21 protein-coding genes and 1 tRNA gene are annotated in these 24,766 nt (G+C 59.1%); 7 read left to right on the plus strand and 15 right to left on the minus strand.

Annotation, left to right across the window (positions count from 1 at the left end; genetic code table 11):
• Positions 1-53 precede the first annotated feature (53 nt).
• The 3 genes from AC6I8D_RS12390 (at position 54) to AC6I8D_RS12400 (ending at position 1,447) form a co-directional block, all read left to right on the plus strand.
• Positions 54-129: transfer RNA gene (locus tag AC6I8D_RS12390), tRNA-Asn, on the plus strand.
• Between the two features lie 650 nt (positions 130-779).
• Positions 780-1,040, plus strand: coding sequence for a GlsB/YeaQ/YmgE family stress response membrane protein (locus tag AC6I8D_RS12395; RefSeq protein WP_312056531.1), 261 nt, complete (start codon positions 780-782; stop codon positions 1,038-1,040).
• 26 nt (positions 1,041-1,066) lie between these two features.
• A complete protein-coding gene (locus AC6I8D_RS12400) occupies positions 1,067-1,447 on the plus strand; it encodes a YidB family protein (protein ID WP_497820265.1) in 381 nt (126 codons plus the stop codon).
• A gap of 301 nt (positions 1,448-1,748) precedes the next feature.
• Here the strand turns inward: AC6I8D_RS12400 and AC6I8D_RS12405 are convergent, their stop codons facing one another.
• The 8 genes from AC6I8D_RS12405 to AC6I8D_RS12440 form a co-directional block, all read right to left on the minus strand.
• On the minus strand, positions 1,749-1,904 hold the full coding sequence (locus tag AC6I8D_RS12405) for a hypothetical protein (RefSeq protein WP_162836813.1): 156 nt from the start codon (positions 1,902-1,904) through the stop codon (positions 1,749-1,751).
• Between the two features lie 137 nt (positions 1,905-2,041).
• Positions 2,042-3,154 (minus strand): lactonase family protein, encoded by a 1,113-nt coding sequence (locus AC6I8D_RS12410; RefSeq protein ID WP_497820266.1) that lies wholly within the window; start codon positions 3,152-3,154, stop codon positions 2,042-2,044.
• Between the two features lie 199 nt (positions 3,155-3,353).
• A complete protein-coding gene (locus AC6I8D_RS12415; RefSeq protein WP_312056535.1) occupies positions 3,354-4,763 on the minus strand; it encodes an EmmdR/YeeO family multidrug/toxin efflux MATE transporter in 1,410 nt (469 codons plus the stop codon).
• 118 nt (positions 4,764-4,881) lie between these two features.
• Positions 4,882-5,631, minus strand: a complete 750-nt coding sequence (locus AC6I8D_RS12420; protein ID WP_312056537.1) for an ABC transporter ATP-binding protein — start codon at positions 5,629-5,631, stop codon at positions 4,882-4,884.
• A gap of 3 nt (positions 5,632-5,634) precedes the next feature.
• Positions 5,635-6,501 carry an ABC transporter ATP-binding protein gene (locus AC6I8D_RS12425; protein WP_312056539.1) on the minus strand — a complete coding sequence of 289 codons (867 nt, stop codon included), beginning with the start codon at positions 6,499-6,501 and terminating at the stop codon, positions 5,635-5,637.
• Positions 6,494-7,777 carry a high-affinity branched-chain amino acid ABC transporter permease LivM gene (livM, locus tag AC6I8D_RS12430; RefSeq protein ID WP_497820267.1) on the minus strand — a complete coding sequence of 428 codons (1,284 nt, stop codon included), beginning with the start codon at positions 7,775-7,777 and terminating at the stop codon, positions 6,494-6,496. Before livM ends, AC6I8D_RS12425 begins: the two co-directional genes overlap by 8 nt.
• Positions 7,778-7,787: 10 nt before the next feature.
• On the minus strand, positions 7,788-8,702 hold the full coding sequence (locus AC6I8D_RS12435; protein WP_312056543.1) for an ABC transporter permease subunit: 915 nt from the start codon (positions 8,700-8,702) through the stop codon (positions 7,788-7,790).
• 135 nt (positions 8,703-8,837) lie between these two features.
• Positions 8,838-9,953 carry a branched-chain amino acid ABC transporter substrate-binding protein gene (locus tag AC6I8D_RS12440; RefSeq protein ID WP_312056545.1) on the minus strand — a complete coding sequence of 372 codons (1,116 nt, stop codon included), beginning with the start codon at positions 9,951-9,953 and terminating at the stop codon, positions 8,838-8,840.
• 29 nt (positions 9,954-9,982) lie between these two features.
• Between AC6I8D_RS12440 and AC6I8D_RS12445 the strand changes: the two genes are divergently transcribed.
• Together AC6I8D_RS12445 and AC6I8D_RS12450 are read left to right on the plus strand one after the other, a co-directional pair.
• On the plus strand, positions 9,983-10,162 hold the full coding sequence (locus AC6I8D_RS12445) for a hypothetical protein (RefSeq protein ID WP_312056547.1): 180 nt from the start codon (positions 9,983-9,985) through the stop codon (positions 10,160-10,162).
• Between the two features lie 132 nt (positions 10,163-10,294).
• The gene (locus AC6I8D_RS12450) at positions 10,295-11,749 is read left to right on the plus strand and encodes an AMP nucleosidase (RefSeq protein WP_312056549.1); all 1,455 of its coding nucleotides are present in this window, start codon (positions 10,295-10,297) and stop codon (positions 11,747-11,749) included.
• A gap of 1,792 nt (positions 11,750-13,541) precedes the next feature.
• Here the strand turns inward: AC6I8D_RS12450 and AC6I8D_RS12455 are convergent.
• Complete coding sequence (locus AC6I8D_RS12455) at positions 13,542-14,840, minus strand: NCS2 family permease (protein ID WP_218833860.1); 1,299 nt, start codon at positions 14,838-14,840, stop codon at positions 13,542-13,544.
• 433 nt (positions 14,841-15,273) lie between these two features.
• Between AC6I8D_RS12455 and AC6I8D_RS12460 the strand changes: the two genes are divergently transcribed.
• Complete coding sequence (locus tag AC6I8D_RS12460; protein ID WP_497820268.1) at positions 15,274-16,017, plus strand: response regulator; 744 nt, start codon at positions 15,274-15,276, stop codon at positions 16,015-16,017.
• A 24-nt stretch (positions 16,018-16,041) separates the two neighbouring features.
• Here the strand turns inward: AC6I8D_RS12460 and AC6I8D_RS12465 are convergent, their stop codons facing one another.
• The 4 genes from AC6I8D_RS12465 to AC6I8D_RS12480 all read right to left on the minus strand — a co-directional run bounded on the left by AC6I8D_RS12465 (position 16,042) and on the right by AC6I8D_RS12480 (position 20,301).
• Entirely contained in the window at positions 16,042-16,725 is a 684-nt protein-coding gene (locus AC6I8D_RS12465; RefSeq protein ID WP_312056677.1) for a D-lyxose/D-mannose isomerase, read from the minus strand.
• Positions 16,726-16,767: 42 nt separating this feature from the next.
• Entirely contained in the window at positions 16,768-17,706 is a 939-nt protein-coding gene (locus AC6I8D_RS12470) for an ABC transporter substrate-binding protein (protein ID WP_031378038.1), read from the minus strand.
• A gap of 89 nt (positions 17,707-17,795) precedes the next feature.
• Positions 17,796-18,776, minus strand: a complete 981-nt coding sequence (locus AC6I8D_RS12475) for an ABC transporter permease subunit (protein WP_497820269.1) — start codon at positions 18,774-18,776, stop codon at positions 17,796-17,798.
• Between the two features lie 10 nt (positions 18,777-18,786).
• Positions 18,787-20,301 (minus strand): sugar ABC transporter ATP-binding protein, encoded by a 1,515-nt coding sequence (locus AC6I8D_RS12480; protein ID WP_312056675.1) that lies wholly within the window; start codon positions 20,299-20,301, stop codon positions 18,787-18,789.
• A gap of 147 nt (positions 20,302-20,448) precedes the next feature.
• Between AC6I8D_RS12480 and AC6I8D_RS12485 the strand changes: the two genes are divergently transcribed.
• Positions 20,449-23,052, plus strand: coding sequence for an ATP-binding protein (locus AC6I8D_RS12485; RefSeq protein ID WP_312760711.1), 2,604 nt, complete (start codon positions 20,449-20,451; stop codon positions 23,050-23,052).
• Here AC6I8D_RS12485 and phnE (AC6I8D_RS12490) read toward each other — a convergent pair.
• Both phnE (AC6I8D_RS12490) and phnE (AC6I8D_RS12495) read right to left on the minus strand, forming a co-directional pair.
• Entirely contained in the window at positions 23,006-23,890 is an 885-nt protein-coding gene (gene phnE / locus AC6I8D_RS12490; RefSeq protein WP_312056673.1) for a phosphonate ABC transporter, permease protein PhnE, read from the minus strand. The two genes, AC6I8D_RS12485 and phnE (AC6I8D_RS12490), sit on opposite strands and share 47 nt — an antisense overlap.
• Positions 23,887-24,747 (minus strand): phosphonate ABC transporter, permease protein PhnE, encoded by an 861-nt coding sequence (gene phnE / locus AC6I8D_RS12495; RefSeq protein ID WP_497820270.1) that lies wholly within the window; start codon positions 24,745-24,747, stop codon positions 23,887-23,889. The genes phnE (AC6I8D_RS12490) and phnE (AC6I8D_RS12495) overlap by 4 nt, the downstream gene beginning before the upstream one ends.
• Between the last annotated feature and the right edge of the window lie 19 nt (positions 24,748-24,766).

Raw genomic sequence — 24,766 nt, forward strand, 5'->3', positions numbered from 1 at the left:
TTGCTGTTGACACCTTCGGGCGACGCCGTTAATATTCGCCTCGTTCAAACGATTCCTCTGTAGTTCAGTCGGTAGAACGGCGGACTGTTAATCCGTATGTCACTGGTTCGAGTCCAGTCAGAGGAGCCAAATTTAGAGAAGCCCGCTCAGGGAAACCTGAGCGGGCTTTTTGCATTCAGTCCCACCGCCTTTATGTCTCCTGCCCCAGCAGGACGAATACGCTCTCCTGAAGGTATCGCTGCACCAGTCATGGCATTTTTACTTGTCCTGACACCCTGGCTCTTACCCTGTTCATCAGCTTGTGCGCCGCGACAGCTGATAGAAATAGCCCTGTAAAACCAGCCGGGTAAATAGCGACAACCCGTCAACTGCTCGTCAGACTTCAAAAAACATCACGCACTGCCACAGATTTCATATTAAAACGACAGGCTTCCTGTTTTATTAAACTGATTTATCCGCCGGTACTTGCGCCTGTGATTATCAAATCGCTGGTTAAAAAAACGAATAATTTCCCTCTCTTTTCCGCCCAGGCAAATTAACCGCCCGTCGCTGAAAAACATTAATATGCAACATTATTCTTTATTTCCTTTAACATTTCTTTATTAATATTTTTATGCTTTCCAAAATGCTCATCATTGATACGCTTTAGTCAGTGTGTTTTTAACTTCAGCTAATTGCCAGAGCGATATTATTCAGCGTACGATACGCCTGATTTTATTGCATAAATTAAGCAATTTTTATTGGCTTTCGTTATAAAACCAGCAAGAGGACTGTTATAGATGGGCATATTGTCATGGGTGTTATTTGGTTTGCTGGCGGGCGTTATTGCCAGAGGAATTATGCCTGGCAAACAAAATATGGGGATGTTTATGACCATCATCACTGGCGTCGCTGGCGCTCTGGTGGGGGGTGCCATCAGCACAGCTTTAGGCTTTGGAAAAGTCACTGGCTTCAATATTTACAGCGTTGCCATTGCTACTGCAGGTGCAGTTGCTGTGTTGTTCGCTTTCTACAAAATCAGAGCCTGTAAGCAGTTCTGAAATAATGACATTAAAAGGGTAGTTTTATGAGTTTGCTAAAAAAATTGTTGGGAATGTTTGGCTTTAATGACAATGTCGGCCAGGAAATCCAGGGTATTCTGGCCTGGATTGAGCAGCAAGGAGGCCTGCTCGCGTTGGTTAACCGTCTCAGGAGCGGTGAGTTCGGTCAGGTAGTTAATTCATGGTTGAGTGACGAAGCCAATATTGCTCTCAATATAGATATGGTTGAAAAAATGATGAGTTCAGAGGCGATTCAACAACTGGCTAACCGCATGGGTCTCAATACTCAGGACGCGATGAATCTGCTGGTAAAATATTTACCGCAACTGGCAGATAAAGCCTCTTCTGCTGGCTCGGTGGATACAAAAGCCGATCTCACATCAATACTGAACCAGTTAACGCGCTAAATCGCCGCAGTAAAAAGATAAAAGCCTGATAACTTTCCGCAAGGCTTTTATCTTTTAATAAAGCAACGACTGTTGTAGCAGCAGGGTATTCTCCCGGTTATCGATCATTGAGCGACAGTAACACTTCTCACTTCACCGTAGCCGTGTGCTGAAGCATTCTATTGTTACCCGGGATTTCCCGCTGCTCCCTATAATTAAAATGGCTGGGTAGCAATAGCGTCTGTCGTTCTTTAGCGCTGAACAGCGCGGCAATCGCCTTTCGTCAGTTAAAATACAGCCGCCGGTTAAAGCACAACAGCTGCTATTTTTCATGGTAGCGATGCAGCGCCGGATAATACTCCATGCCGTAAAGCTGGCTGAGAGGAAACAGCAATTCAATATTGATATCGCGTTCCGCCGCAACCGGCGCAGATCCACTCAGCAGTTGTTCAAACCAGGCTTTCAGTTTCTGTTTCATGTTACGCGCTCCGTCGGGGTTGATGAGACGAGTAAACCCGCTCTGGCGCGTAAACTGAACCAAAAATTTCTGCGCTGCTATGCCAGAAATTATCTATGCGATCCGCCCGGCCATGGTTTCAGCATCGCCACGCTGCCTTAGCCGGCAATCAAGGTGACCCAGTTAGCACCCTTGCCGACGGGCGCTTCCGCCACCCGCTTAAGTTCACCACTGGCCGCATCGATGGCATAACTGCCGATCACCGCGCTCTTCTCGCCGCTGGCAATCAGCCATTTTCCGCTGGCATCAATCGCAATACTGCGCGGCTGCTTTTCAACCCGCCAGCTGCCGATCAGCGTCAGCGCCCCGGACGACGGATCGACCCGATAGCCGCTCACCGTACTGGAGGTCCGCTCGGTGACATACAGAAACCGGCCGTCGGGCGTGATTTTAATGTCCGCTGCCCAGATGCGCGGCGTCGGATCGCTGTAGCCGGCCGGACGCTGCTCGCCATGCTGCAGACCATATTTGCCGGCCACCGCATTCGGCCAGCGCTTCAGCTCGCTCAGAGATCCATCGGCCGCGCGCCGGAACTGGGTAATGGTGCCGCTCATCTCCGCCAGGTTATACAGGAAGCGATTATCCGGCGAGATCACCGAGTGGCGCGCGCCGCTGTTTTTCTCGCCCTGCACATAGCCGGTGCCGATCGGGGTGATAGCGCCGTTGTCGGCGAAGCGATATTGCAGCACCCGATCGGCGCCGAGGTTGCCAACGTAAAGCGACTGGTTGCTGACATCGGTGATCACCGAATGAGCATGCGGCCCGGTCTTAATCCGGCCGGTCACCTGCGGTGTCACCACGCCCTGCGCATCGATTCGGTTGCTGGTAACGATATCGCTGTCATACGAAGCGGCGAGCAGATAGCGGCCGCTTTTGTCGGTGGTGATCCACGGAAAGCTGGCTTCTACCGGGGTGACCGCCAGCCGCTGCAGGTCGCCCTGCCGTGCCGTAACCCGCCAGCTGATGATCGAATAAGGCGGGCTGCGCAGCGCGCCGTACAGCCGCTTGCCATCCGGGCTGGCGGCCAGCGGCATAATCTTTTTACCGGCTGACGTATCGCCGCGCCACTGCAGGCTGCCGGTGGTGTCGTTGAGGTGATAGCGGGAAACGGTGCCGGAGTCGGCGTTAGAGACATAAACATAGCTTGTCGCCCACAGCGGACTACTGCACAGCAGCGGCAGCAAGGCCAGCGTCGGTTTGAGACGGATCATAGGGTCACCTTCAGCATCGTTATTATTATCTGCTTCAGTCGGCAGGAGAGTAACGCTAACGGCAGAAATGCCGGCTGGCTTTGTGCAATTGACTGAAGATTGCCCCTGAAGCCTGGAGATGTGACGAGGATAGGATTTTTGACGGTGGCGCAACTCGCCGTGACACCTTCCCCCGGCTGAGGGAAGGCGTTATTCGCTGCTAACCGGATTTGGCGATCATCCGGCGGTAGTTATTCAGCCATTTACCGCTGTTGAGTCGCCACCAGAAAAAGACGCCGCGCACCGTCCAGTCGAGGAACATCCCCAGCCAGACGCCGATGACGCCCATTCCCAGCTCAATGCCGAGCAGATAACCGGCCACCACGCGCGCGCCCCACATGCTGAACATCGAAACGTACATGGTGTAGCGTGCATCGCGCGCGCCCTTCAGACCGGCAGGCAGCACCCACGAGGCGGCCCACAGCGGCATAAACAGCGCGTTAAGCCAGATCAGCTGTTTCGTCACGTTAATCACCTCCGGATCGCTGGTGTAAAAGCGCGCCAGCAAACCGGCCAGCGGCACCGTCAGCAACGCCATCGCGGTCAGACAAATCGTCGCCAGCCAGAACACGTGCCGCACCTGCCGTTCCGCCTGAAACACCTGATTCTTACCCAGTCGGGTGCCGGTAATGATGGTCGACGCCGAACCGAGCGCGTTGCCCGGCAGGTTAATCAGTGAGGCGATGGAAAAGGCGATGAAGTTACCGGCGATCTCACTGGTTCCCATCCCGGCGACGAACACCTGGGTCAGTAATTTCCCGCCGTTGAACAGCACCGACTCGATGCTGGCAGGCACGCCGATACTGAGTACTTCCAGCAAAATGCTGCTGTTCCAGCGCCGGAAATAGCTCGACAGGGTGATCTTCAGCGAGGCGTTAAAGCCAATCATCAGCACGTAAATCACCGCGATCGCCCCGATATAGCGGGTGATGGTCAGCCCCAGTCCAGCCCCGATAAAGCCTAAACCATCCCAGGAGAAGCAGCCGTAAATCAATACGCTACTGATGATGATGTTGAGGATGTTCATCCCGCCGTTAATCAGCATCGGAATTTTGGTATTGCCCGCGCCCCGCAGCGCGCCGCTGCCGATCAGGGTAATGGCCGCCGCCGGATAGCTCCACGCCGAGGTTTGCAGATAGCTCAGCGCCAGCTCTTTCACTTTGGGATCGGCGGCCCCGGCTATCGCATCAATGATCAGATGGCCCCAGAACTCAATGGCGATCACCAGCACAAACGACAGCACCGTCATCATCCCCAGCGACTGTCGCGTGGCGGCGCGGGCGCGTTTGCCGTTGCGTTTTGCCAGGCTGAACGCCACCACCACCGTGGTGCCGAGGTCGATGGCGGCAAAGAAGGAGATGATCACCATATTGAAGCTGTCTGCCAGGCCTACGCCCGCCATCGCCTCTTTTCCCAGCCAGCTGACCAGGAAGGTGCTCAACACGCCCATCAGTAACACACAGGCGTTCTCGAAAAAGATAGGCACGGCTAATGGCGATATCTCACGCCAGTAGAGCGTGCGGTAAGCGCGACGTTTCGGATACCACGCCGTGCGCTTGATCGCCTGCATCACTGCTACGCCAGGATTTTGCAAAGGATTACCAAATCAGAAGAGTCGGGACAGGAGATCTAATGATGATAGTGGGCAGAGAAATATGCAAAGTCTTTCCTGCCCAAATTAATCATCGTTACAAACTTTTTATTCCGCCGACGGCAGGGGCTGCTGCGCCGCCCAGATACGCACTACGAACCTCTTCATTGTTCAGCAGTTCTGCCCCGCTGCCGCTTAAGCGAATTTCGCCATTCACCATCACATAACCGCGGTCGGCCAGCTTCAGCGCATGCCGCGCATTCTGCTCCACCAGAAACAGCGTCATCCCCTGGGTCGTCAGCTCGCGCAGAATAGTGAAGATTTGCTTAACCACCAGCGGGGCGAGACCGAGGCTGGGTTCATCCAGCAACAGCAGTGCTGGCCGGCTCATCAGCGCCCGGGCAATCGCCAGCATCTGCTGCTCACCGCCGGAGAGCGTCATCGCACGCTGCCGACGCCGCTCCAGCAGGCGGGGAAACAGGCTGTACATTCGCGCCAGATCCTCTTGCTGATAACGATTGCCAATGGCGATGGTGCCCATCTGCAAATTCTCTTCCACCGTCATGTCGGCGAAGATACGGCGTCCCTCCGGTGCCTGAGCGATGCCGCTGGCGGCAATGAAATGGGTCGACTTCTGGCTGATCGGCTGCCCGCGAAAATAGATTTCCCCGCTGGCAATGCGTGGCTGACCAAAAATCGACATCAGCAGGCTCGATTTACCGGCACCGTTGGCACCAATCAGCGCCACCGTCTCACCGGCACTGACCGTCAGCGAGACGCTTTTCAGCGCCTGTAACGGGCCATAAAACAGATCGACTGCGTCAAACTGCAACAGCGGTTCAGCCATGGTTTACTCCTCTTCGTCACTGCCGAGATACGCAGCAATCACCCGCGGGTCGTGGCGAATTTGCTGCGGCGTGCCCTCGGCAATAACTTCGCCGTGGTCCAGCACCACAATCTGATCGGAGATACTCATCACCATCGGCATATCGTGCTCAATCAGCAGTACGCTGATGCGGTGATCGGCGCGCAGACGATGCAGAATGGCGCTCAGCGCCTCGGTTTCCACCGGGTTCAGCCCGGCGGCGGGCTCATCCAGACAGATTAGTTCCGGCTGGGTACACATGGCTCGCGCAATTTCCAGTCGCCGCTGCTGACCGTAAGAGAGCGTCCCGGCCAGCCGGTTAGCGCTGCTCGCCAGATCCACCGTTTCCAGCCAGTAGAAAGCGCGATCGAGCGCGCGGTTTTCCGCCGCCCGGTAGCTGCGGGTATTGAACACCCCCGCCAGCAGGTTACGGTTCACCAGCATGTGCTGCGCCACCAGCAGGTTCTCAATCACCGACATCTCACGAAACAGCCGGATATTCTGGAAGGTGCGCGCCAGCCCGGCGCGGTTAACCAGATGCGCGCCGCCAAACATTTTGTACCAGAGACGGGACCCGAGCTGAGCCGGATGAAGCCAGTCAGCGGCGTGGATTTTTTCGCCCAGCACCTGAATCACATCGGTCGAGCGCTGGTTGGCGTTGAGCTGTATGCGCCCGCCGCTGGCGCGATAAAAGCCGGTCAGACAGTTAAACACGGTGGTTTTACCGGCACCGTTCGGGCCGATTAAGGCGGTGACCGATCCGCGTTCAACCTTGAGGCTGACCTCGTTTAGCGCCCGAATACCGCCGAAGCGCATCATCAGCTTTTCGACCTGCAAGATGGCATCACTCATGGCGGGCTCCCTGGCGCAGCGGGACACCGACCCGGCTGGTGCGCACCAGTCCACGCGGTCGCCAAATCATCATCAGCACCATCAGCATGCCAAACAGCAGCACGCGATATTCGGCAAAACTGCGCAGCAGTTCCGGTGCCACGGTCAGCACAAAGGCTGCCAGAACCACGCCCAGCGTTGATCCCATGCCGCCCAGCACCACAATCGCCAGGATCAGCGCCGACTCAAAAAAGGTGAACGAGGTGGGATTAACAAATCCCTGATAGCTGGCGAAGAAGACGCCGGCGATACCGGCCGTCGACGCCCCCAGCATAAAGGCCGACAGCTTGACCAGCACGTGATTCAGCCCCATCGCCCGACAGGCGATTTCATCTTCACGTAACGCTTCCCAGGCGCGTCCGACCGGCATGCGCGTCAGGCGATGCTTGATAAACAGCACCAGCAGCACCACCAACACCAGCACCGTGTAGATAAAGATAAACTTCATGTTGGGGTTATAGCTGAGGTGGAAAAACTCGTGGAACGGCACGCCGCCTTCGCGCGCACGGCGGCCAAACTCCAGCCCGAGAAAGGTTGGTGCCGGCACCGAGACGCCATTCGGTCCACCAGTAAACGACAGCCAGTTATTCAGCACCAGCCGGATAATTTCACCAAAGCCGAGCGTCACAATCGCCAGATAGTCGCCGTGCATTCGCAATACCGGAAATCCCAGCAGCGCCCCGGCGCCGGCCGCCATCAGCGCCGCAATCGGCAGCATGCTCCAGAATCCCAGCCCCAGATATTGATAACCCAACGCCAGCCCATAAGCCCCGATGGCATAGAACGCCACGTAACCGAGGTCCAGCAATCCGGCCAGTCCCACCACAATGTTCAGTCCGAGGCCGAGCAGCACATAAATCAGCCCGAGAATGGCCACTGTCAGCAGGTATTTGGTTGAAAACAGCGGGAACAGACAAGCGGCGATCAGCAGCAGCGGGATGATCCAGCGCAGCCGCGAACGGTAACCGGGTTCACGCACGTATACCCCGCCGCCCTCGCCGTCAAATTTACGCAGTAGCGCCTTACCGCTGCGGGTTTGCAGAAACAGGCTGAACAGCAGGCGTCCCGCCATCACGATAGCGACCAGCACCGCCACCCGCAGCGGCTCAGGCCGGAACTGGTAGCCCTCCAGCACGATGCCGACAATTGGGCCAAATACCACCAGTGCGATTAACCCGGCCAGCACCGTTTCCCGCAGCGTTTGGCCCAGATTCACTCCCTGATTGGTTTGATTCATCTCAGCGTCCTCACACTTTTGCCACCAGCGGGCGACCCAGTAATCCCTGCGGGCGGAAGATTAAGATCACCACCAGTAACGCAAAGGAGAACACATCTTTGTAATCAGAATTCACCAGCCCGGCGAACTGCGCCTCCGCCACGCCGAGCAGCAGGCCGCCCAGCATCGCGCCCGGCAGCGAACCGATACCGCCGAGTACCGCCGCGGTGAACGCTTTGATGCCAATAATGAAGCCGGCGTAAAAATCGAAGGTGCCGTAGTTCATCGTCACCAGCACCCCGGCCAGACCGGCCATCGACGCGCCAATCATAAACACCAGGGAAATCACCCGATCGGTATTAATCCCGAGGATCGCCGCCATCCGCCGATCCTGCTGCACCGCCCGGCAAATGCGTCCCAGCCGGGTATACTGGATGATCCAGGTCAGCAGCGCCATGCCGCAGGCCGCCGCCAGCAGAATAAATATCTTGGTCCAGGTGATCTGCACCACGCCGCTCGCCAGCTCCAGCCGCAATACGCCGCTCAACAGCGTGGGTACGCCCTGCTGATTAGGTCCCTGGCTGAGCTGCACATAGTTTTGCAGGATCAGCGACATGCCGATGGCGGAGATCAACGGGGCCAGCCGGGTGGAGTTGCGCAGCGGACGATAGGCGATGCGTTCGATGGTCCAGCCATAGACGGCGGTGATGACGATGGTGAACAGCAGCGTCCCGAAGATCAGCAGCGGAAACGAGTGAATACCGAATGCCGAGAGCAGCGCCAGACCGATGGCGCACAGATAAGCGGACAGCATGTAGACCTCGCCGTGGGCGAAGTTGATCATGCCGATAATGCCGTAAACCATGGTATAGCCAATGGCAATCAGGCCATAAACTGCGCCCAGCGTCAGGCCATTCACCATTTGCTGTAAAAAGAAGGCATCCATAGCAAAAGTCTCACTGCGGGAGCCCGTCGCACCGGCTCCGGAAAAGGTATGCCTGAGTGACGCGTTGCCGCGTCCCCCGGCTGTCGCCCGACTGTGTCAGGCCGTAATCACCGGGATTACAGCCTGGCGGTTTACTCAGAGCTGATGATATTTTCCTTTGTCATCCCACTGATACACCACGTAGTCAGAGACTTTTAAATCCCCTTTGCTATCCCAGGACTTTTTGCCCATCACGGTATCAACGCTATTGGCTTTGAGCCATTCGCTGGCTTTTTCGTTATCCTTGCCGGCGCCTTTGTAGGCCGCAGCAATCGCCTGAATCGAGGCATAGGCATAAAGGGTATAGCCTTCAGGTTCGAAACCGCCGGCACGGAATTTTTCAATCACCGCTTTGCCATCGGCAATCTGGCGTGGATCGTTGCCAAAGGTCATATAGACCCCTTTGGTGTATTGCGGCCCACCGGCGGCGGTCACCATCTCTTCGGTTACGATACAGTCACCGGAGAAGAAGTCGGCTTTCACTCCCTGCTCACGCATCTGACGCACCAGCGGCCCCGCTTCCGGGTGACAACCGCCAAAGTAGACCACGTCAGGTTTTAACTGGCCGATTTTGGTCACCAGCGCGTTAAAATCTTTCTCGCCGCGCGATAAACCTTCATACATCGCCTCTTTGACGCCGCGTTTCTCCAGTGCGGCTTTGGTGGCATCCGCCAGCCCCTGGCCGTAGGTATCTTTATCGTGGATCACCACGACTTTCTTCGCCTTCAGTTTGTCGAGGATGAAATTCGCCGCGATTGCACCCTGCTGGTCGTCACGTCCACACATGCGGAACATGGTTTTCATGCCCCGTTCGGTGATTTTCGGATTGGTGGAGCCGGGCGTAATCGCCAGCACGCCCGCTTCGTCATACACCTCGGAGGCAGGCATGGTGGAAGAAGAACAGAAGTGGCCGACTACCGCATTCACTTTGTCCTGATCCACCAGACGGTTGGCGACGGACACCGCCTGCTTCGGTTCACAGGCATCATCGCCCTGAACCAGCACGATTTTCTCGCCGTTAATGCCGCCCGCCGCGTTGATATCGGCCGCAGCCTGCGAGGCACCTTTCCAGTACTGTGCACCATAGGTGGCGTTCGGACCGGAGAAAGGTCCGGCGACGCCAATTTTAATATCGGCGTGCGCCGATAACGCGGTCATTAAACATCCGGCCATGACGAGCTTGATAGGGAACTTGATCACTTTCACAGACATGCGGTCATCCTCAACAGGGTTAAGAGCCAATGCAAATCAGGAGAAATCAGTTTCTGAACAGAGTGTGGAAAGCGGTATTACCGGATGCGGCCAGCCGCACCACGGAAGATCTAAGCAATAATCTCGCCATAAAAGCTGCGGCGGTGAAAATAATCCGCACGGCGGATGAAGGCGACCTGGCACCTGAATGTCGGGTCACCGATCACTAACAATAGAGCGGCGCGGCCAACACACCAGCACCAGGTTGGTGCAAAATGCGGTCGATCACAGATTCTTCACCAATCTCTGCAACAAACCCGCTAAGCTTGGGCAAAACACGGTAACAAATGGAAGGAGAAACCATGCCGACACAACGGAAAAACCTGACCAGCCAGCAAGCGCTGGATGAACTTGAGCGCTTGTATGAGGGCGCGGTCGATGCGCTGCGCACGGCAATCAAAGCCTTCACCGAGGATGGCACGTTGCCGGATGCGGCAGAACGCGCCCAGGGGTTATTCGTTTACCCCGAGTTGCGCATTACCTGGCACGGCGAAGGACCGCAGCAGAACCGCACCCGCGCATGGGGACGTTTTACCCACACCGGCAGCTACAGCACCACCATCACCCGCCCTGCGCTGCTGCGGCACTATATTGCTGAACAGCTGGCGATGCTGGAGAAAGAGTATCGGCTGGAGATTGATGTCGGGCCTTCCACTCAGGAGATCCCTTATCCTTACGTGATTGACGGTTCCGACCTGTCGCTGGATCGCACCATGAGCGCCGGGATTGCCCGCCACTTTCCGACCACCGAACTGTCGCAGATTGGCGATGAGACCGCCGATGGCCTGTTCCATGCCGACGCCCGCTTTCCACTGTCGCACTTCGACGCGCTGAGAACCGACTTCTCACTGGCCCGTCTGCGCCACTACACCGGCACCGCCGTCGATCATTTCCAGCCGTTTGTGCTGTTCACCAACTACACCCGTTATGTTGACGAGTTCGTGCGCTGGGCGATTGAGCAGGTCCGCGATCCCAACACGCCGTATGACAGCCTGGCCTGTGCCGGAGACGTGGTGCTGACGGCCGATACCGCCAACAGCGAATCGATGCTTTCCGACCTCGCCTGGAAAAAACATCAGATGCCCGCCTGGCATCTCACCTCGCCCAACCGCCGCGGTATTACGCTGATCAATATTGGCGTCGGCCCGTCGAATGCTAAAACCATCTGCGATCATCTGGCGGTAATGCGCCCACACGCCTGGCTGATGATTGGTCACTGTGGCGGCCTGCGCGAAAGTCAGCGGATTGGCGACTACGTGCTGGCGCACGCGTATCTGCGCGACGATCACGTTCTCGACAGCGTGCTGCCGCCGGACATCCCGGTGCCGAGCATTGCGGAAGTGCAGCGTGCCTTGTATGACGCCACCAAGACGGTGAGCGGCATGCCGGGCGAAGAGGTGAAACAGCGCCTGCGTACCGGCACCGTCGTCACCACCGATGACCGAAACTGGGAGTTGCGCTATTCAGCCTCGGCACTGCGTTTCAACCTGAGCCGCGCGGTGGCGGTCGATATGGAGAGCGCCACCATCGCGGCGCAGGGTTATCGCTTCCGCGTTCCTTACGGCACCCTGCTCTGCGTCTCGGATAAGCCGCTGCACGGTGAAATTAAGCTGCCGGGCCAGGCGAACCGTTTTTATGAAGGGGCCATCTCGGAGCATCTGCAGATCGGCATTCATGCGGTTGAGTTGCTGCGTGCCGAAGGCGATAAGCTGCATTCGCGTAAGTTGCGGACGTTTAATGAGCCGCCTTTCCGTTAAGATTCGACGCCTGTCGGCGGGAGGGTTCGCGGCGCGAACGGGCTTTCGCTTGAGAGCCAGCGTGCGGCGTTTTTAGGTTCGCTGGGCGAACGGGCTGGGAGCAGGTTTCGTTCGCCTGCCGGTAGCGGGCTGCGGTTCGCTGCGCGAATTGGCTATGAGCAGGTTTCGTTCGCCGGCCGGCTGAAGGCTGGGGTTCGCTGCGCGAACGGGCTATGAGCAGGTTTCGTTCGCTGGCTGGCAGCGGGCTGGGGTTCGCTGCGCGAATTGGCTATGAGCAGGTTTCGTTCGCCTGCCGGTAGCGGGCTGGGGTTCGCTGCGCGAATTGGCTATGAGCAGGTTTCGTTCGCTGGCCGGCAGCGGGCTGGGGTTCGCTGCGCGAATTGGCTATGAGCAGGTTTCGTTCGCCTGCTGGCTGCGGGCTGGGGTTCGCTGCGCGAATTGGCTATGAGCAGGTTTCGTTCGCTGGCTGGTAGCGGCAGTTTCAGTTTCGCCGCTGCCGGCGACCGACAAGGGGCCGCCAGTCGCCGCGCCCCCTTGACCCCGGGCTCCGGCCTGCTTCACCGCCGCTTCGCGGTCCCTTCGCCTCTTCCGGATTTCTTACGGAACACCGGGACGCGCCATCCCTGGCGCGATCCCGCCTCTTCGCGACATCCCTGTCGCTCGTCCTGAAATCCCTCATCCGCTCAGCGCTTCAGATGGCCTTACAAAACCCTCGCTGTGATTTCTTTTTTTCTTTGTTTGGTGCTGCGTTGCTGTGGGGCGTGAGCAATATTACTTTCAGCGTTGCTGTTACGTTCAGGGACGTTAGCCGCCAGAAAAAAGAAAGTATCCCTGCCACCAGCCATCATGCAAAACCAGTCCATATACAAGAAAGAAAGCTTACAGACGAGGTTTTACCAGAGGCGTCCGCAGCGCTGAGGAGTGAGCGGAGGCCAGGAGAGCCGACAGGAGGTCGGCGAAAGGACGGATCGCGCCACGGATGGCGCGTCCGGCCGGTCCGTCGGCCGCAGGGAGTGACGAAGGCACCGCGCGCAGCGTGGCGCGCAGGCCGCCGGACGCCGGGATTGTTAAGGGGCGGGCGTCCGCCCCTTGACGCGTCCGCCTGCTCAGGCAGGCTGAAACTCCCCACCGCCTGGCGGGCGTAACCTGCTCTATGTCAGCCCGCCGCCAGACGTAACCCGCTCCATACCAGCCCGCCGCCAGACGTAACCCGCTCTATGTCAGCCCGCCGCCAGACGTAACCCGCTCCATTTGCAAGACCACAGCAGGCGTACCGCTGCACAGTGTATACCCAGTGCAAAGCGCACCTCCGCCAGGCGTACTCCACCAGCCACCAGACGACACTAAGCCCTGTAACAAGAAAGAAAGCTTACAGACGAGGTTTTACCAGAGGCGTCCGCAGCGCTGAGGAGTGAGCGGAGGCCAGGAGAGCCGACAGGAGGTCGGCGAAAGGACGGATCGCGCCACGGATGGCGCGTCCGGCCGGTCCGTCGGCCGCAGGGAGTGACGAAGGCACCGCGCGCAGCGTGGCGCGCAGGCCGCCGGGATTGTTAAGGGGCGGGCGTCCGCCCCTTGACGCGTCCGCCTGTTAGGACAGGCTGAAACTCCCCACCGCCTGGCGGACGTAACCCGCTCAATGTCAGCCCGACGCCAGACGTAACCCTCTCAATGCCAGCCCGACGCCAGACGTAACCCGCTCCATACCAGCCCGCCGCCAGGCGTAACCCGCTCAATGCCAGCCCACAGCACACGCTGCACAGCGTTAAACCACTGCCAGCCGGCCGCTGCGCATTCAGGCGCTCAGCCACCCCAACTTAATCACAAACAGAATCGACAGGATCACCAGCGCCGCGTTGACCTCTTTGGTGCGGCCACTCAGCAGCTTCACCAGCGTCCAGGTAATAAAACCAAACGCAATACCGTTGGCGATCGAATAAGTCAGCGGCATCGCCAGCGCTGTAACGGTGACCGGTGCGGCGGTGGTGATATCTTTCCAGTCAATCTCTGCCAGACCCGAGGCCATCAGCACGGCGACAAACAGTAAGGCAGGCGCAGTCGCATAGACCGGCACGCTGGAGGCGAGCGGCGAGAAGAACAGCGCCAGCAGGAACAGCACTGCGACCACAATCGCCGTCAGACCGGTACGGCCGCCCGCGCTGACGCCCGCCGCAGATTCCACATAGCTGGTGGTGGTCGAGGTGCCCAGCAGCGAACCAAACAGCGCAGCCGCGCTGTCAGCGATCAGCGCCCGGCCCATCTTCGGAACGTTGCCCTGCTCATCCGCCAGGCCGGCACGTTTGGTCACGCCCAGCAGCGTACCGGTATTGTCGAACACATCAACAAACAGGAAGGCGAAAATCACGCTCACCAGGCCAACGTTAAAGGCACCGGCAATGTCCAGCTGCATAAAGGTCGGCGCGATCGACGGCGGTGCAGAGAACACGCCAGCAAACGGCGACAGGCCGATACCCATCGAAATAAAGGTCACCAGTAAGATACCGATCAGCACCGCGCCGGTTACACGACGCGCTTCCAGCACCACAATCACGATAAACCCCAGCATGGCCAGCAGCGGCCCAGGCTTAGTCAGATCGCCAATCCCCACCAGGGTGGCCGGGTTATCAACCACAATGCCCGCCCCTTCCAGCGCAATCAGCGCCAGAAACAGCCCGATACCGGCACCAATACCGGCGCGCAGCGGCAGCGGAATGCTGGCAATGATCCATTCGCGGATTTTAAAAATCGACAGCGCAAAGAAGATCACCGCTGACAGGAATACCGCGCCCAGCGCCACCTGCCAGGTGTAGCCCATGTGCAGCACCACGGTATAGGTAAAGAAGGCGTTCAGCCCCATGCCCGGTGCCAGTGCAATCGGATAGTTAGCGATCAGCCCCATCAGCACGCAGCCAATCGCCGCCGCCAGACAGGTGGCCACAAACACCGCGCCTTTATCCATGCCGGTGGCACCCAGAATGCTCGGGTTGACAAACAGAATGTAAGCCATCGCCAGGAAGGTGGTGATCCCGGCGATAATCTCGGTGCGAACCGTAGTGTTGTGTGCTTTGAGTTTGAATAATTTTTCTAACATCATCATCTCTCGATACAGGAGACGTCACGAATGTGCGTTCTCACTTGCCAAAGGGGTTTGCATGCTGATTATTCTGTTTCCGGTACAGCGAAACGGGCTGCTGCATACTCGCTAGCCTGAATTCGGTGAAAAACGTCTATTGACCCACAGCCCAAAGCAATTGCCATGCCACAAGCTGACGCAATCGATTACCTGGCGGGCCGCACGACGGCTAAGACAATTCCGAACCAAAACAAGGCGCGATTATGGTGCAATGCACTGATTGTGCGCAATCGTTTTCCTGCGGCGACATTGAGGGGCGGAAAAACTCTGCGCCAGCGCACGATTCCGCACTCTGCCAGGCGAAGCTGGTCACGTTTCAGCAGGCTCAGACAGCAACCGTTGTTAGCCTGTGTACACTCCAGAATTAACTCTTTCGTAACATTGGGGCCGCGCAATGAAGCCAGCGATTTTGGTGGTGGATGATGATCTGGCCGTCTGCGACGTGTTGCAGGACGCGCTAAGTGAACATGTGTTCAATGTCTTCAGCTGTCATCAGGGCAAAGAGGCCCTGACGATGCTCCATCAGCACCCGGAGATTGGGCTGGTGATGCTGGATATGATGCTGCCGGATACCAATGGCCTGCTGGTGTTACAGCAGTTACAGCGCCAGCGGCCCGATGTGCTGGTGATTATGCTGACCGGAATGGGATCGGAAGCTGAAATGGTGGTCGGGCTGGAGATGGGCGCGGATGATTATATTGCCAAACCGTTTAATCCACGGGTGGTAGTGGCACGCGCGCGGGCGGCCCTGCGCCGGGGAGGACGCCTGCTGCCGGCCGAACAGGAACAGGAAGGCTGGCGCTTTAACGGCTGGCAACTCGACGAGAGCCGCTGCCAGTTATTTAATCCGCAACGTGAACTGGTGCCGCTGACGCAGGGCGAATATAGCCTGTTGCGTGCGCTGGTGCGTCATGCCCGCAAGGTGCTGACCCGCGATCAGCTGCTGGAGCTGACCCACAGCGAAACGCTCGACGTATTTGATCGCACCATCGACGTACTGATCATGCGGCTGCGGCGTAAGATCGAAACCAATCCACATCAGCCTAACCTGATCCGCACCATTCGCGGCCTCGGCTATGTTTTTTCCGCCGATGTGGCCAAACCCGATACGCTGGCCCGCGCCAGCCAGATTGCCTGACTGAGCGCGCCGCGTCTGCCCTGCTCACGGCAGCCAGTGCGCATAATCGTTGCACAGCAGCCAGCGCGGCGTCTCATCCTCCTGCAGTGGATTGAAACGTGCCAGCGGCGTCAGAAACACGTTGTCATTTTCGTCATCATTCGGCATCGACACTTCGCCCACCAGCACGTCGCCGAAGCCGTTCTCGCCCCAAAAACTGTGCCAGATGCCCGCGTCCAGCGTCACGCTTTCACCCGGCGACAGCCGCAGCTGCGAGCCGGCAGCGTGCAACTGACGCATGCCGTCGAGCGTCACCGCGACCGCCGAATGCGCCAGTCCGTCGCCGTCACGGTTATGTATTTCGATAATCAGATTGCCGCCGCCGCGATTGATAATGTCTTCCATTTTCTGCGGATGATAGTGCATTGGCGTCCGCTGACCTTCACGCACGTGCATCACCTTTTCGGCATAGGGTTTGTGCCACGGATGCCCGCCCGGTGAACCGTTACGCAGGGTAAACAGCGTCAGACCGGTGTGCAGAAAGTCAGCCGCGCCAAAACTGGTCAGATCCCAGCCCAGCCGCAGCGCCAGAATTTCCTGCGCCTGCTGGCGATCCTGAGCGCGCCACTGGCTGAGGCTGAAATCGGCCCACGGCGGCAGATGCACATCCTGACGCATCAGAAATTCGCGGGTCAGTTGCAGGTAGTGATTCACCTCTGAACGTTGCATTGTGGCCTCCTGTGGGCGGCACCCGACGGTGCCGCCGGTGGCTTATTTCACCGTCCAGCCCTGATAGCTGCCGATGTTGTTACGATCGATCAGCTTCACCGGAATCAGCACCGGCTTATCGGGTGCCGGTTTGCCCTGCAGAATGTCATAGCCGATCTCCACCGCTTTGGCCGCCATCACCTGCGGGTCCTGCGCCGGCGTAGCGACGAACAGCGAGTTCTTACGTTTCAGCGCCTCTTCACCGTCCGGCGATCCATCGACGCCGACAATAAAGAATTCGTTACGCTGCGCCTGTTTGGCCGCCAGATCGGCTCCAATCGCCGTTGGATCGTTGATGGCGAATACCGCATCGATCTTCGGATTAGCTGACAGCAGACCGGTCATCACTTCCAGCCCCCCTTCGCGGCTGCCTTTGGCGTTCTGGTTGTAAGAGAGCAGCTTGATATCCGGATGGCGCTTCAGCTCGGTCATACAGCCCTCAACGCGGTTCTGTACCGCTGAGACCGGCGGCCCGTTGATGATTACCACGTTGCCTTTGGCTTTCAGACGGTCAGAAATATATTTACACGCCATCACCCCGGCCTCGGTGTTATCCGAGGTGATGGTGGCGTTGGCACCATCGGCCGCCACGTCAACCGCCACCACCACGATGCCGGCGTCCCGCGCCCGTTTCACCGCCGGGGCGATGCCTTTGGAGTCGGCGGCGTTGAGGATGATCATATCGACTTTCGCCGCGATAAAGTTATCGATCTGGCCGACCTGCTGACCGAGATCGTAGCCGCTGGAGACCAGCGTCACGTTAACCTTATCCCCCGCCAGTTCCCGCGCTTTCATCTCCGCACCTTTGGTAATCTGCACGAAAAACGGGTTCGCTAGATCGCCGACCGTCACGCCGATAGATTTGAGTTCTTTTGCCTGAGCCATGCCGGTACTGAACAGCGTCGCCGCCAGCAGTCCGGTTACAATCGGATTAAAACGCATAGACCTTCTCCTGCGGTTATCAAAGTGCCAACGACTAAATGGCGTTTTTATGGCGGCGGACGCGCCACTGCGCATCCCCCCTTCCAGTCTTAACTCACGTGATGGCGGGTGCGATATTTGTCGATCAGCACCGCAATAATGATCACCGCGCCCTTGATCACCAGCTGCCAGAAATAGGAGACACCCATCAGCGTCATGCCGTTATTCAGGGTGGCGATAATCAGCGCGCCAATCAGCGTACCGGTAATGGTGCCGATGCCGCCGACGAAACTGGTGCCGCCGAGGATCACCGCAGCAATGGCATCCAGCTCATAGCCGACGCCGAGGTTACCGTTGGCGCTGTAGAGCCGTGAGGCGCTCATTAAACCGCCCAGCCCCGACAGCAGGCCGCTCATGCCGTAGACAAAAATCAGCACCATGCCAACCTTGATGCCGGTAAGGCGGGCCGCCTGCATGTTGCCGCCCACCGCGTAGATATGCACCCCAAGCGTGGTACGGCGCAGGATAAACCAGCAGATAGCGATGACGGCGAATGCGATCACAATCAGCCACGGCACCGGGCCGAGATAGCCGTTGCCGATCCATTCAAAATTATTATCGGAGTTGATTACCGTGGTGCCGTCCGCCAGCAGATAGGCCGCTCCGCGCAGCGCGGTATAGGTGCCGAGCGTGACGATAAACGGCGGCAGTCCGGCCCACGCCACCAGCACCCCGTTGAACAGCCCCATCACCAGTCCGGCCCCCAGCGCCATCGGAATGGTCATTGAGGCCAGCATCGGATCGAGCGACGCCACCAGCGCCACCACCGCGGTGGTGCCCAGCATCGATCCGACCGACAAATCGATGCCGCCGGTCAGGATGACAAAGGTCATGCCCGCCGCCAGCACGATATTGATTGAGGCCTGGCGGGTAATGTTCAGCAGGTTCGCTTCGGTGAAAAAGTTCGGCGTAACAAAGCCAAACACCGCCACGATCAGGATCAGAATCGGCAGGATACCGACGGTTTGCAGCAGATCGCCCATCAGCGCGCGTTTCAGCGTCGGGGCTTTGGTCCGGGCCAGTTGTGTCATGATGGTATCCTTATACCTCGAGCGGTGACGCGCTGTGCGCACCGGTTGCCAGCGTCATAATATTTTCCTGACTGATGTTGCTGCCTTCCAGCTCACCGACAATGGTGCCTTCGTGCATCACGTAAACGCGGTCGCTCATCCCGACCACCTCCGGCAGTTCGCTGGAGATCATTAAAATCGCCACGCCCTGCCGCGCCATCTGCTGCATCATGCGATAAATTTCGCTCTTCGCGCCGACATCGACGCCGCGCGTCGGCTCGTCAAGGATCAGAATGCGCGGGCCAATCGCCACCCAGCGCGATATCAACAGCTTCTGCTGATTACCGCCGGAGAGTCCGCCAGCCCGAACCTGGGCATGCGGCACCCGGATATTGAGTGAAGCGATCGCCTCATTGGCAATCGACTGCCCTTTGCGACGGTCGAGCATGCCGTAGCTGGCATCACGTTCCAGCGTCGCCATCACGATGTTTTCCTGCGCCGCCATCTCCAGAAACAGCCCCTGCTCTTTGCGGTTCTCGGTCAGAAAACCGATGCCGCGCGCAATCGCCTCACGGGGTGAGCGGATCGTGACTTTTTCGCCATCGATCCAGATTTCGCCATCTTTCGGTGAATGTACGCCAAAAATCAGCTGCGCCAGTTCGCTGCGTCCTGCACCGACCAGCCCGGCCAGCGCCACGATTTCACCGGCCCGCACCGCCAGACTGCAGGGATGAATTTTGCCGCCGTCGGTGAGGTGATTCACCGCCAGTCGGATATCGCCGAGCGGAATGGCGCGGTCCTTATTGAACAGATCGCTGAGCGGCCGCCCGACCATCATCCGCACCAGTTCGCTGGCGTTGAGCTGTTCGCGGGTCAGGCTGCCGACATACTGGCCGTCGCGCAGCACGCTGACCCGGTCGGACAGCTCATAGACTTCGGCCATTCGATGACTGATGTAGATGATCGCCATCCCTTCGCTGCGCAGCCGTTTAATCAGCGCAAACAGCTGTTCGGTCTCACGGTTGGATAGCGCCGCGGTTGGCTCATCCATCACCAGAATGCGGCTGTTACGTTGCAGCGCACGGGCAATTTCTACCTGTTGCTGCTCGGCAATGCTCAGCCGGCTGACCAAATCCCAGGCGCTGAACTGCGCGCCCAGCCGGTCGATAACCCGCTGCGCCTGCTCCGCCATCTGCCGCCGCTTCACCAGCCCACCGGGCGCAATTTCGCTGCCGAGGAAGATGTTCTCCGCCACCGTCAGATTGGGTGCCAGATTGATCTCCTGATAGATCAGGGTAATCCCTGCGGCCAGCGCCTCTTTGGGCCCCTTAAGCGCATAGGGTTTACCTTCGATTAAAATTTCCCCGCTGCTGGCGGTATAGGCACCGGCCAGAATCTTCATCAGCGTACTTTTACCGGCACCGTTCTCGCCCATCAGGGCGTGAACTTCGCCGGGATAGACGGTGAGATCGACCCCTTTGAGGGCATAAAAACTGCCGAAGCGCCGGGTGATCTCCCGCATTTCCAGTATCGGTGTGGCTGTCATCGGCCGGCTCCTGCTGATTATGAAGAGCCGCCAGTTAAGCAACGCCAGATAAATGGAAAATGTCAGGACCCGTTCATATTTGTCATATTGGTCCGCCTGCGCGCTCCTATACTCGGCCCATCGTTGCAATGATGATGAGGTCGTGGGATGCAGCGCAGTTATCCGTGGCAGGCCGGGGCGCGAGGCCGCCTGTTACTGTTCAATCTGCTGGTGGTGTTGGTCACGCTGATGGTGAGCGTGGTGGCGATCTTTGGCTTTCGTCATGCTGGCGCGATTCAGGAACAGGCCCAGGCGCAGACGCTGGCCGACATGAACGGCAGCCTGGCGCTGGCGCGCGATACCGCCAACGTGGCCACGGCGGCGGTGCGGCTGTCGCAGGTGGTCGGGGCGCTGGAGTACCAGAGCGAATCACAACGCCTGAAACAGAATCAACAGGCGCTGCAGCATTCGCTGACGCTGCTGGCCAGTGCGCCGCTGGCAGCGCGCCAGCCGGAACGCATCGCCCGCATCCGCGCCCGCAGCCTGATGCTGGAGCAGTCAATTAACCAGTTACTGCTGACCGGCCATCAGCGCCACCTGCAGCGTAACAACATGCTGAGCGACCTGTGGCAGGCGCAGCTGTTGCTCAGCCATATCGACCAGCTGGTGCGGCGTGAACAGCAGACCCAACCGGACGCCGCGCTGCGCCAGCAGACCGAGCGGCTGATCGGAATCGCCATTCGTACCCCCTCGCCCGTTGCGGTGATCGATCAGTTACAGCAGGTGATGCTGCAGTGGCGCGCGGTGCCGTTGCAGGGCGTCACCGGCGAGAAAGTGCAGCGCCTGCTGGCGACTCAGCAGCGCCTGCTGCCGCTGGCCGATGCGCTGGAACAGAGCGATCTGGCGATTGCCTACGCCACCTATCGCATCAAAGCACTGGTGGCAATGCTCAATGAGGACATCAGTGCCTCAGTGCAGCAGGTAGCGTTGCAGAGTGAGGCGCGGACACTCGCCACCCACCGCGAACTGGATTCGATAATCGGCTTTATTGCGCTGTTTGCGCTGCTGGCGCTGGCGATCACCGGTTACGCCGGCATCTATATCTACCGCAATCTCGGTTCCAGCCTGACGGCGATTGCCGGGGCGATGACCCGGCTGGCACAGGGTGAACAGAATGTCAGCGTGCCAGGACTGCAGCGGCGGGATGAGCTGGGCGAGCTGGCGCGGGCCTTCAACGTCTTCGCCCGCAATACCGCCTCGCTGGCCCACACTTCACGGCTGCTGAAAGAGAAGAGCAACCAGCTGGAATCGACTTTTCTGGCGATGCGCGACGGGTTTGCGCTGTTTGATAATGACGGTCAGCTGGTGGTGTGGAATGCACAATATGCCGAGCTGCTGGGCATCCCGCCACGTGAACTGCACCGGGGCGTGCCGTGGCAGCAGCTGCTGCAACCGCTGGCGGTTGATCTGCATGGACCCGGTGAACCGCAGGAGATCCGGCTGGCGGATGGGCGGACGCTGGAACTGCGCTTCAGCCCGATCCCCCGACGCGGCATGGTCAATACGGTGCTGGAACGCACCACCCGCAAAGCGCTGGAAGAAGCGCTGCTGCACAGCCAGAAGATGAAAGCGGTCGGTCAGCTGACCGGCGGCCTGGCGCACGACTTTAATAATCTGCTGGCGGTGATCATCGGCAGCCTGGCGCTGACCGAAGGCCAGCTGACGCCTGGCCCCCTCGCCAGCCGGATTGAGCGGGCGCGCCAGGCGGCCGATCGCGCTGCCCAGCTGACTCAGCGTTTGCTGGCCTTCTCACGCAAACAGGCGCTGTTTCCGCGCGCGGTCTCGGTGGTGACGCTGGTGGATAATCTGCAGGGACTGTTGCAGCACTCGCTGCTGCCCGGTCAGCAACTGGTTATTGATGCGCAGCGCCCCGGCTGGCCCGCCTGGATCGATGCCGGCCAGCTGGAGAACGCGCTGATGAATCTGGTGGTCAACGCCCGGGATGCGATGCAGCAGCAGAGCGGTGAAATCCGCATCCGCATCTGGAATCAGCGGCGGCTGGAGCAGGATGAAAAACGTGACCGCGTCACAATCGAGGTAATTGACCACGGTTGCGGCATGTCGGCCGCGGTGCGCGAGCAGGTATTTGAGCCGTTCTTCACCACCAAAGCCACCGGCAGTGGCAGCGGGCTGGGGCTGTCGATGGTGTATGGCTTTGTCCGCCAGTCCGGCGGTCAGATTGAACTGGAGACGGCTCCGGAACAGGGAACCACGGTGCGGCTGCTGTTGCCGCGCGCGCCCGAGATGGCGGCCACCGCCCCGCTCCCGCAGGTCCAGCCAACCCCACCCAACGCGGCCAACGATCGGCTGGTGCTGGTGCTGGATGATGAACCGGCGGTGCGCCAGACGCTGTGTGAGCATCTGCACCAGCTAGGCTACCTGACGCTGGAGTGCGGCGACGGCGAACAGGCGCTGGCGCTGCTGCGTCAGACGCCCGATATCGATCTGCTGATCAGCGATCTGATGCTGCCGGGCGAGATCAACGGCGCTGAGGTGATCCGCCAGGCGCAGCAAAACTGGCCGCAGCTGGCGACCCTGTTGATCAGTGGTCAGGACCTGCGCCACCAGCCGGTCACCTTACCGCTGTGCGAACGGCTGGCGAAGCCCTGGCAGCAGGCGCAGCTGGTGCAGGCGCTGCAGCGCGCCTGGCAGCGTAGCGAACGGCTTAATCGCGCCCAGCAGGCTGCCACAGCGGCACCGGGGTCCCGCTGATGTAGCGCTTACGCAGACGACTGGAGAGCGCATCCATCGCCATCACCACCACCACCAGAATCAGCGTCAGGAACATCACCACGTCCCAGTTCCACAGCCGCATGTTCTCGGCATACACCAGGCCGACGCCACCGGCACCGACAAAGCCCAGCACCGCCGCTGAGCGGGTATTGGACTCAATCTGATAGAGGCTGAGCGCCAGAAACTGCGGGAACGACTGGGTAAAGATGCCGAAACGGTGCTTCTGCAGGCTGTTGGCACCGACGGCACCCAGGCCGCGGCTCGGCGAGCGCTCAACCGATTCGTGCCCTTCAGCATACAGTTTGCCCAGCAACCCGACATCCTGCAGGATAATCGCCAGAACCCCGGCCAGTGGCCCCATGCCGACCGCCCGGACGAAAATCAGCCCCCAGATCGCCATATCGATGCCGCGCAGCAGGTCAAACAGCCGACGCATCAGAATGGCAACCGGTCGGGTTGCCCGGCTGTGCATCACGTTACGCGCCGCCAGAAATGACAGCGGCAGCGCCAGCAGCGTGGCGGTCAGGGTGCCGGCAAACACGATGCCCAGCGTAATCCCGACCTGCGAGAAGTAGTAGCCAAACGGCCAGTTGGCAAAATCCTGCCAGACAAACATCCGCAGAAAGTAGCGCCCCAGCTGCTGACAGCCGTTCAGCAGGCGCGACCACTCAATGCCATAGACCGAAAAGAAGAACAGATAGTAGAGCAGCACCGCCAGCGCCAGCAGCCCAAGGCGGCGCAGATAGCGCGGTTGCGCGGCAAACAGCGCGCGGTGCTGCGCTTTGAGATGCGTAATATCCGCTACGACGCTGATCATGCGGTTTCTCCCACGACGCGACGGCGCAACTGGCCGGAGAGCGTATCCAGCAGCGACACCACAATCAGGATCAGCAGCAAGGTGATGCTCACCTGGTCATAGCGATCAAGTTTGATATTGGTCATCAGCTCCTGGCCGATGCCGCCCGCGCCCACCAGCCCGAGGATGGTTGAGGAGCGGAAGTTGATCTCCAGCCGCATAAAGCTGTAGGAGAGAAAGATCGGTTTCACCTGCGGCCAGAAGGCGAAGCGCATCCGCTGCAGGATGGTGGCACCACAGGCCGCCAGGCCGCGCACCGGCTTATCAGACGCCGATTCAATCGCCTCGTAAAACAGTTTGGTCAGGCTACCTATCGTGTGCAGCGCCAGCGCCAGAAAGCCGGGGATTGCGCCGATGCCAAACGCCATCACGAACATCACCGCCCACGCCAGCTCCGGCATGGTGCGCAGAAAGGCGACAAAGGCGCGAATCGCCAGTCGCAGGCTGGCGGGGGTGCGGGTATTGTCCGCAGCAAAAAAGGCCAGCACCGCCGCCAGCGCCACCGCCAGCAGGGTGGAGGCCAGCGCCAGCTGCAGCGTTTCCCAGATCAGCGGCAGCTGGATCGGCAGACGGTAGCCCCAGTAAGCCAGCGACCCTTCGGTTTTGCCATCCGCGAACAGCAGCGGCAGATGCAGCACCGGCATAATTTCATGCAGATAGTCGAAGAAGTGAGGCAGCGACTGCCAGACGGTCAGCAGATTGAACTCCGCCACGTTGCCCGCCGCCAGATAAAGGGCGACCAGCAGCAGTGACCAGAGCAGCGTGTCGCGCTTCTGCTGGCGTCGGATGCGTTGGTAATAACGTTCGAATTCGGTCAAGAGGGGATCTCCGGAGCTG

This window comes from Pantoea sp. X-Soil-MYKO-1785, from assembly GCF_059730675.1.

Bases quoted from the DNA above. Each gene is read 5' to 3' on its own strand.
- AC6I8D_RS12395 (WP_312056531.1), top strand. From the start codon at position 780: ATGGGCATATTGTCATGGGTGTTATTTGGTTTGCTGGCGGGCGTTATT.
- AC6I8D_RS12400 (WP_497820265.1), top strand. From the start codon at position 1,067: ATGAGTTTGCTAAAAAAATTGTTGGGAATGTTTGGCTTTAATGACAAT.
- AC6I8D_RS12405 (WP_162836813.1), bottom strand. From the start codon at position 1,904: ATGAAACAGAAACTGAAAGCCTGGTTTGAACAACTGCTGAGTGGATCT.
- AC6I8D_RS12410 (WP_497820266.1), bottom strand. From the start codon at position 3,154: ATGATCCGTCTCAAACCGACGCTGGCCTTGCTGCCGCTGCTGTGCAGT.
- AC6I8D_RS12415 (WP_312056535.1), bottom strand. From the start codon at position 4,763: ATGCAGGCGATCAAGCGCACGGCGTGGTATCCGAAACGTCGCGCTTAC.
- AC6I8D_RS12420 (WP_312056537.1), bottom strand. From the start codon at position 5,631: ATGGCTGAACCGCTGTTGCAGTTTGACGCAGTCGATCTGTTTTATGGC.
- AC6I8D_RS12425 (WP_312056539.1), bottom strand. From the start codon at position 6,501: ATGAGTGATGCCATCTTGCAGGTCGAAAAGCTGATGATGCGCTTCGGC.
- livM (WP_497820267.1), bottom strand. From the start codon at position 7,777: ATGAATCAAACCAATCAGGGAGTGAATCTGGGCCAAACGCTGCGGGAA.
- AC6I8D_RS12435 (WP_312056543.1), bottom strand. From the start codon at position 8,702: ATGGATGCCTTCTTTTTACAGCAAATGGTGAATGGCCTGACGCTGGGC.
- AC6I8D_RS12440 (WP_312056545.1), bottom strand. From the start codon at position 9,953: ATGTCTGTGAAAGTGATCAAGTTCCCTATCAAGCTCGTCATGGCCGGA.
- AC6I8D_RS12445 (WP_312056547.1), top strand. From the start codon at position 9,983: ATGCAAATCAGGAGAAATCAGTTTCTGAACAGAGTGTGGAAAGCGGTA.
- AC6I8D_RS12450 (WP_312056549.1), top strand. From the start codon at position 10,295: ATGCCGACACAACGGAAAAACCTGACCAGCCAGCAAGCGCTGGATGAA.
- AC6I8D_RS12455 (WP_218833860.1), bottom strand. From the start codon at position 14,840: ATGATGTTAGAAAAATTATTCAAACTCAAAGCACACAACACTACGGTT.
- AC6I8D_RS12460 (WP_497820268.1), top strand. From the start codon at position 15,274: ATGAAGCCAGCGATTTTGGTGGTGGATGATGATCTGGCCGTCTGCGAC.
- AC6I8D_RS12465 (WP_312056677.1), bottom strand. From the start codon at position 16,725: ATGCAACGTTCAGAGGTGAATCACTACCTGCAACTGACCCGCGAATTT.
- AC6I8D_RS12470 (WP_031378038.1), bottom strand. From the start codon at position 17,706: ATGCGTTTTAATCCGATTGTAACCGGACTGCTGGCGGCGACGCTGTTC.
- AC6I8D_RS12475 (WP_497820269.1), bottom strand. From the start codon at position 18,776: ATGACACAACTGGCCCGGACCAAAGCCCCGACGCTGAAACGCGCGCTG.
- AC6I8D_RS12480 (WP_312056675.1), bottom strand. From the start codon at position 20,301: ATGACAGCCACACCGATACTGGAAATGCGGGAGATCACCCGGCGCTTC.
- AC6I8D_RS12485 (WP_312760711.1), top strand. From the start codon at position 20,449: ATGCAGCGCAGTTATCCGTGGCAGGCCGGGGCGCGAGGCCGCCTGTTA.
- phnE (WP_312056673.1), bottom strand. From the start codon at position 23,890: ATGATCAGCGTCGTAGCGGATATTACGCATCTCAAAGCGCAGCACCGC.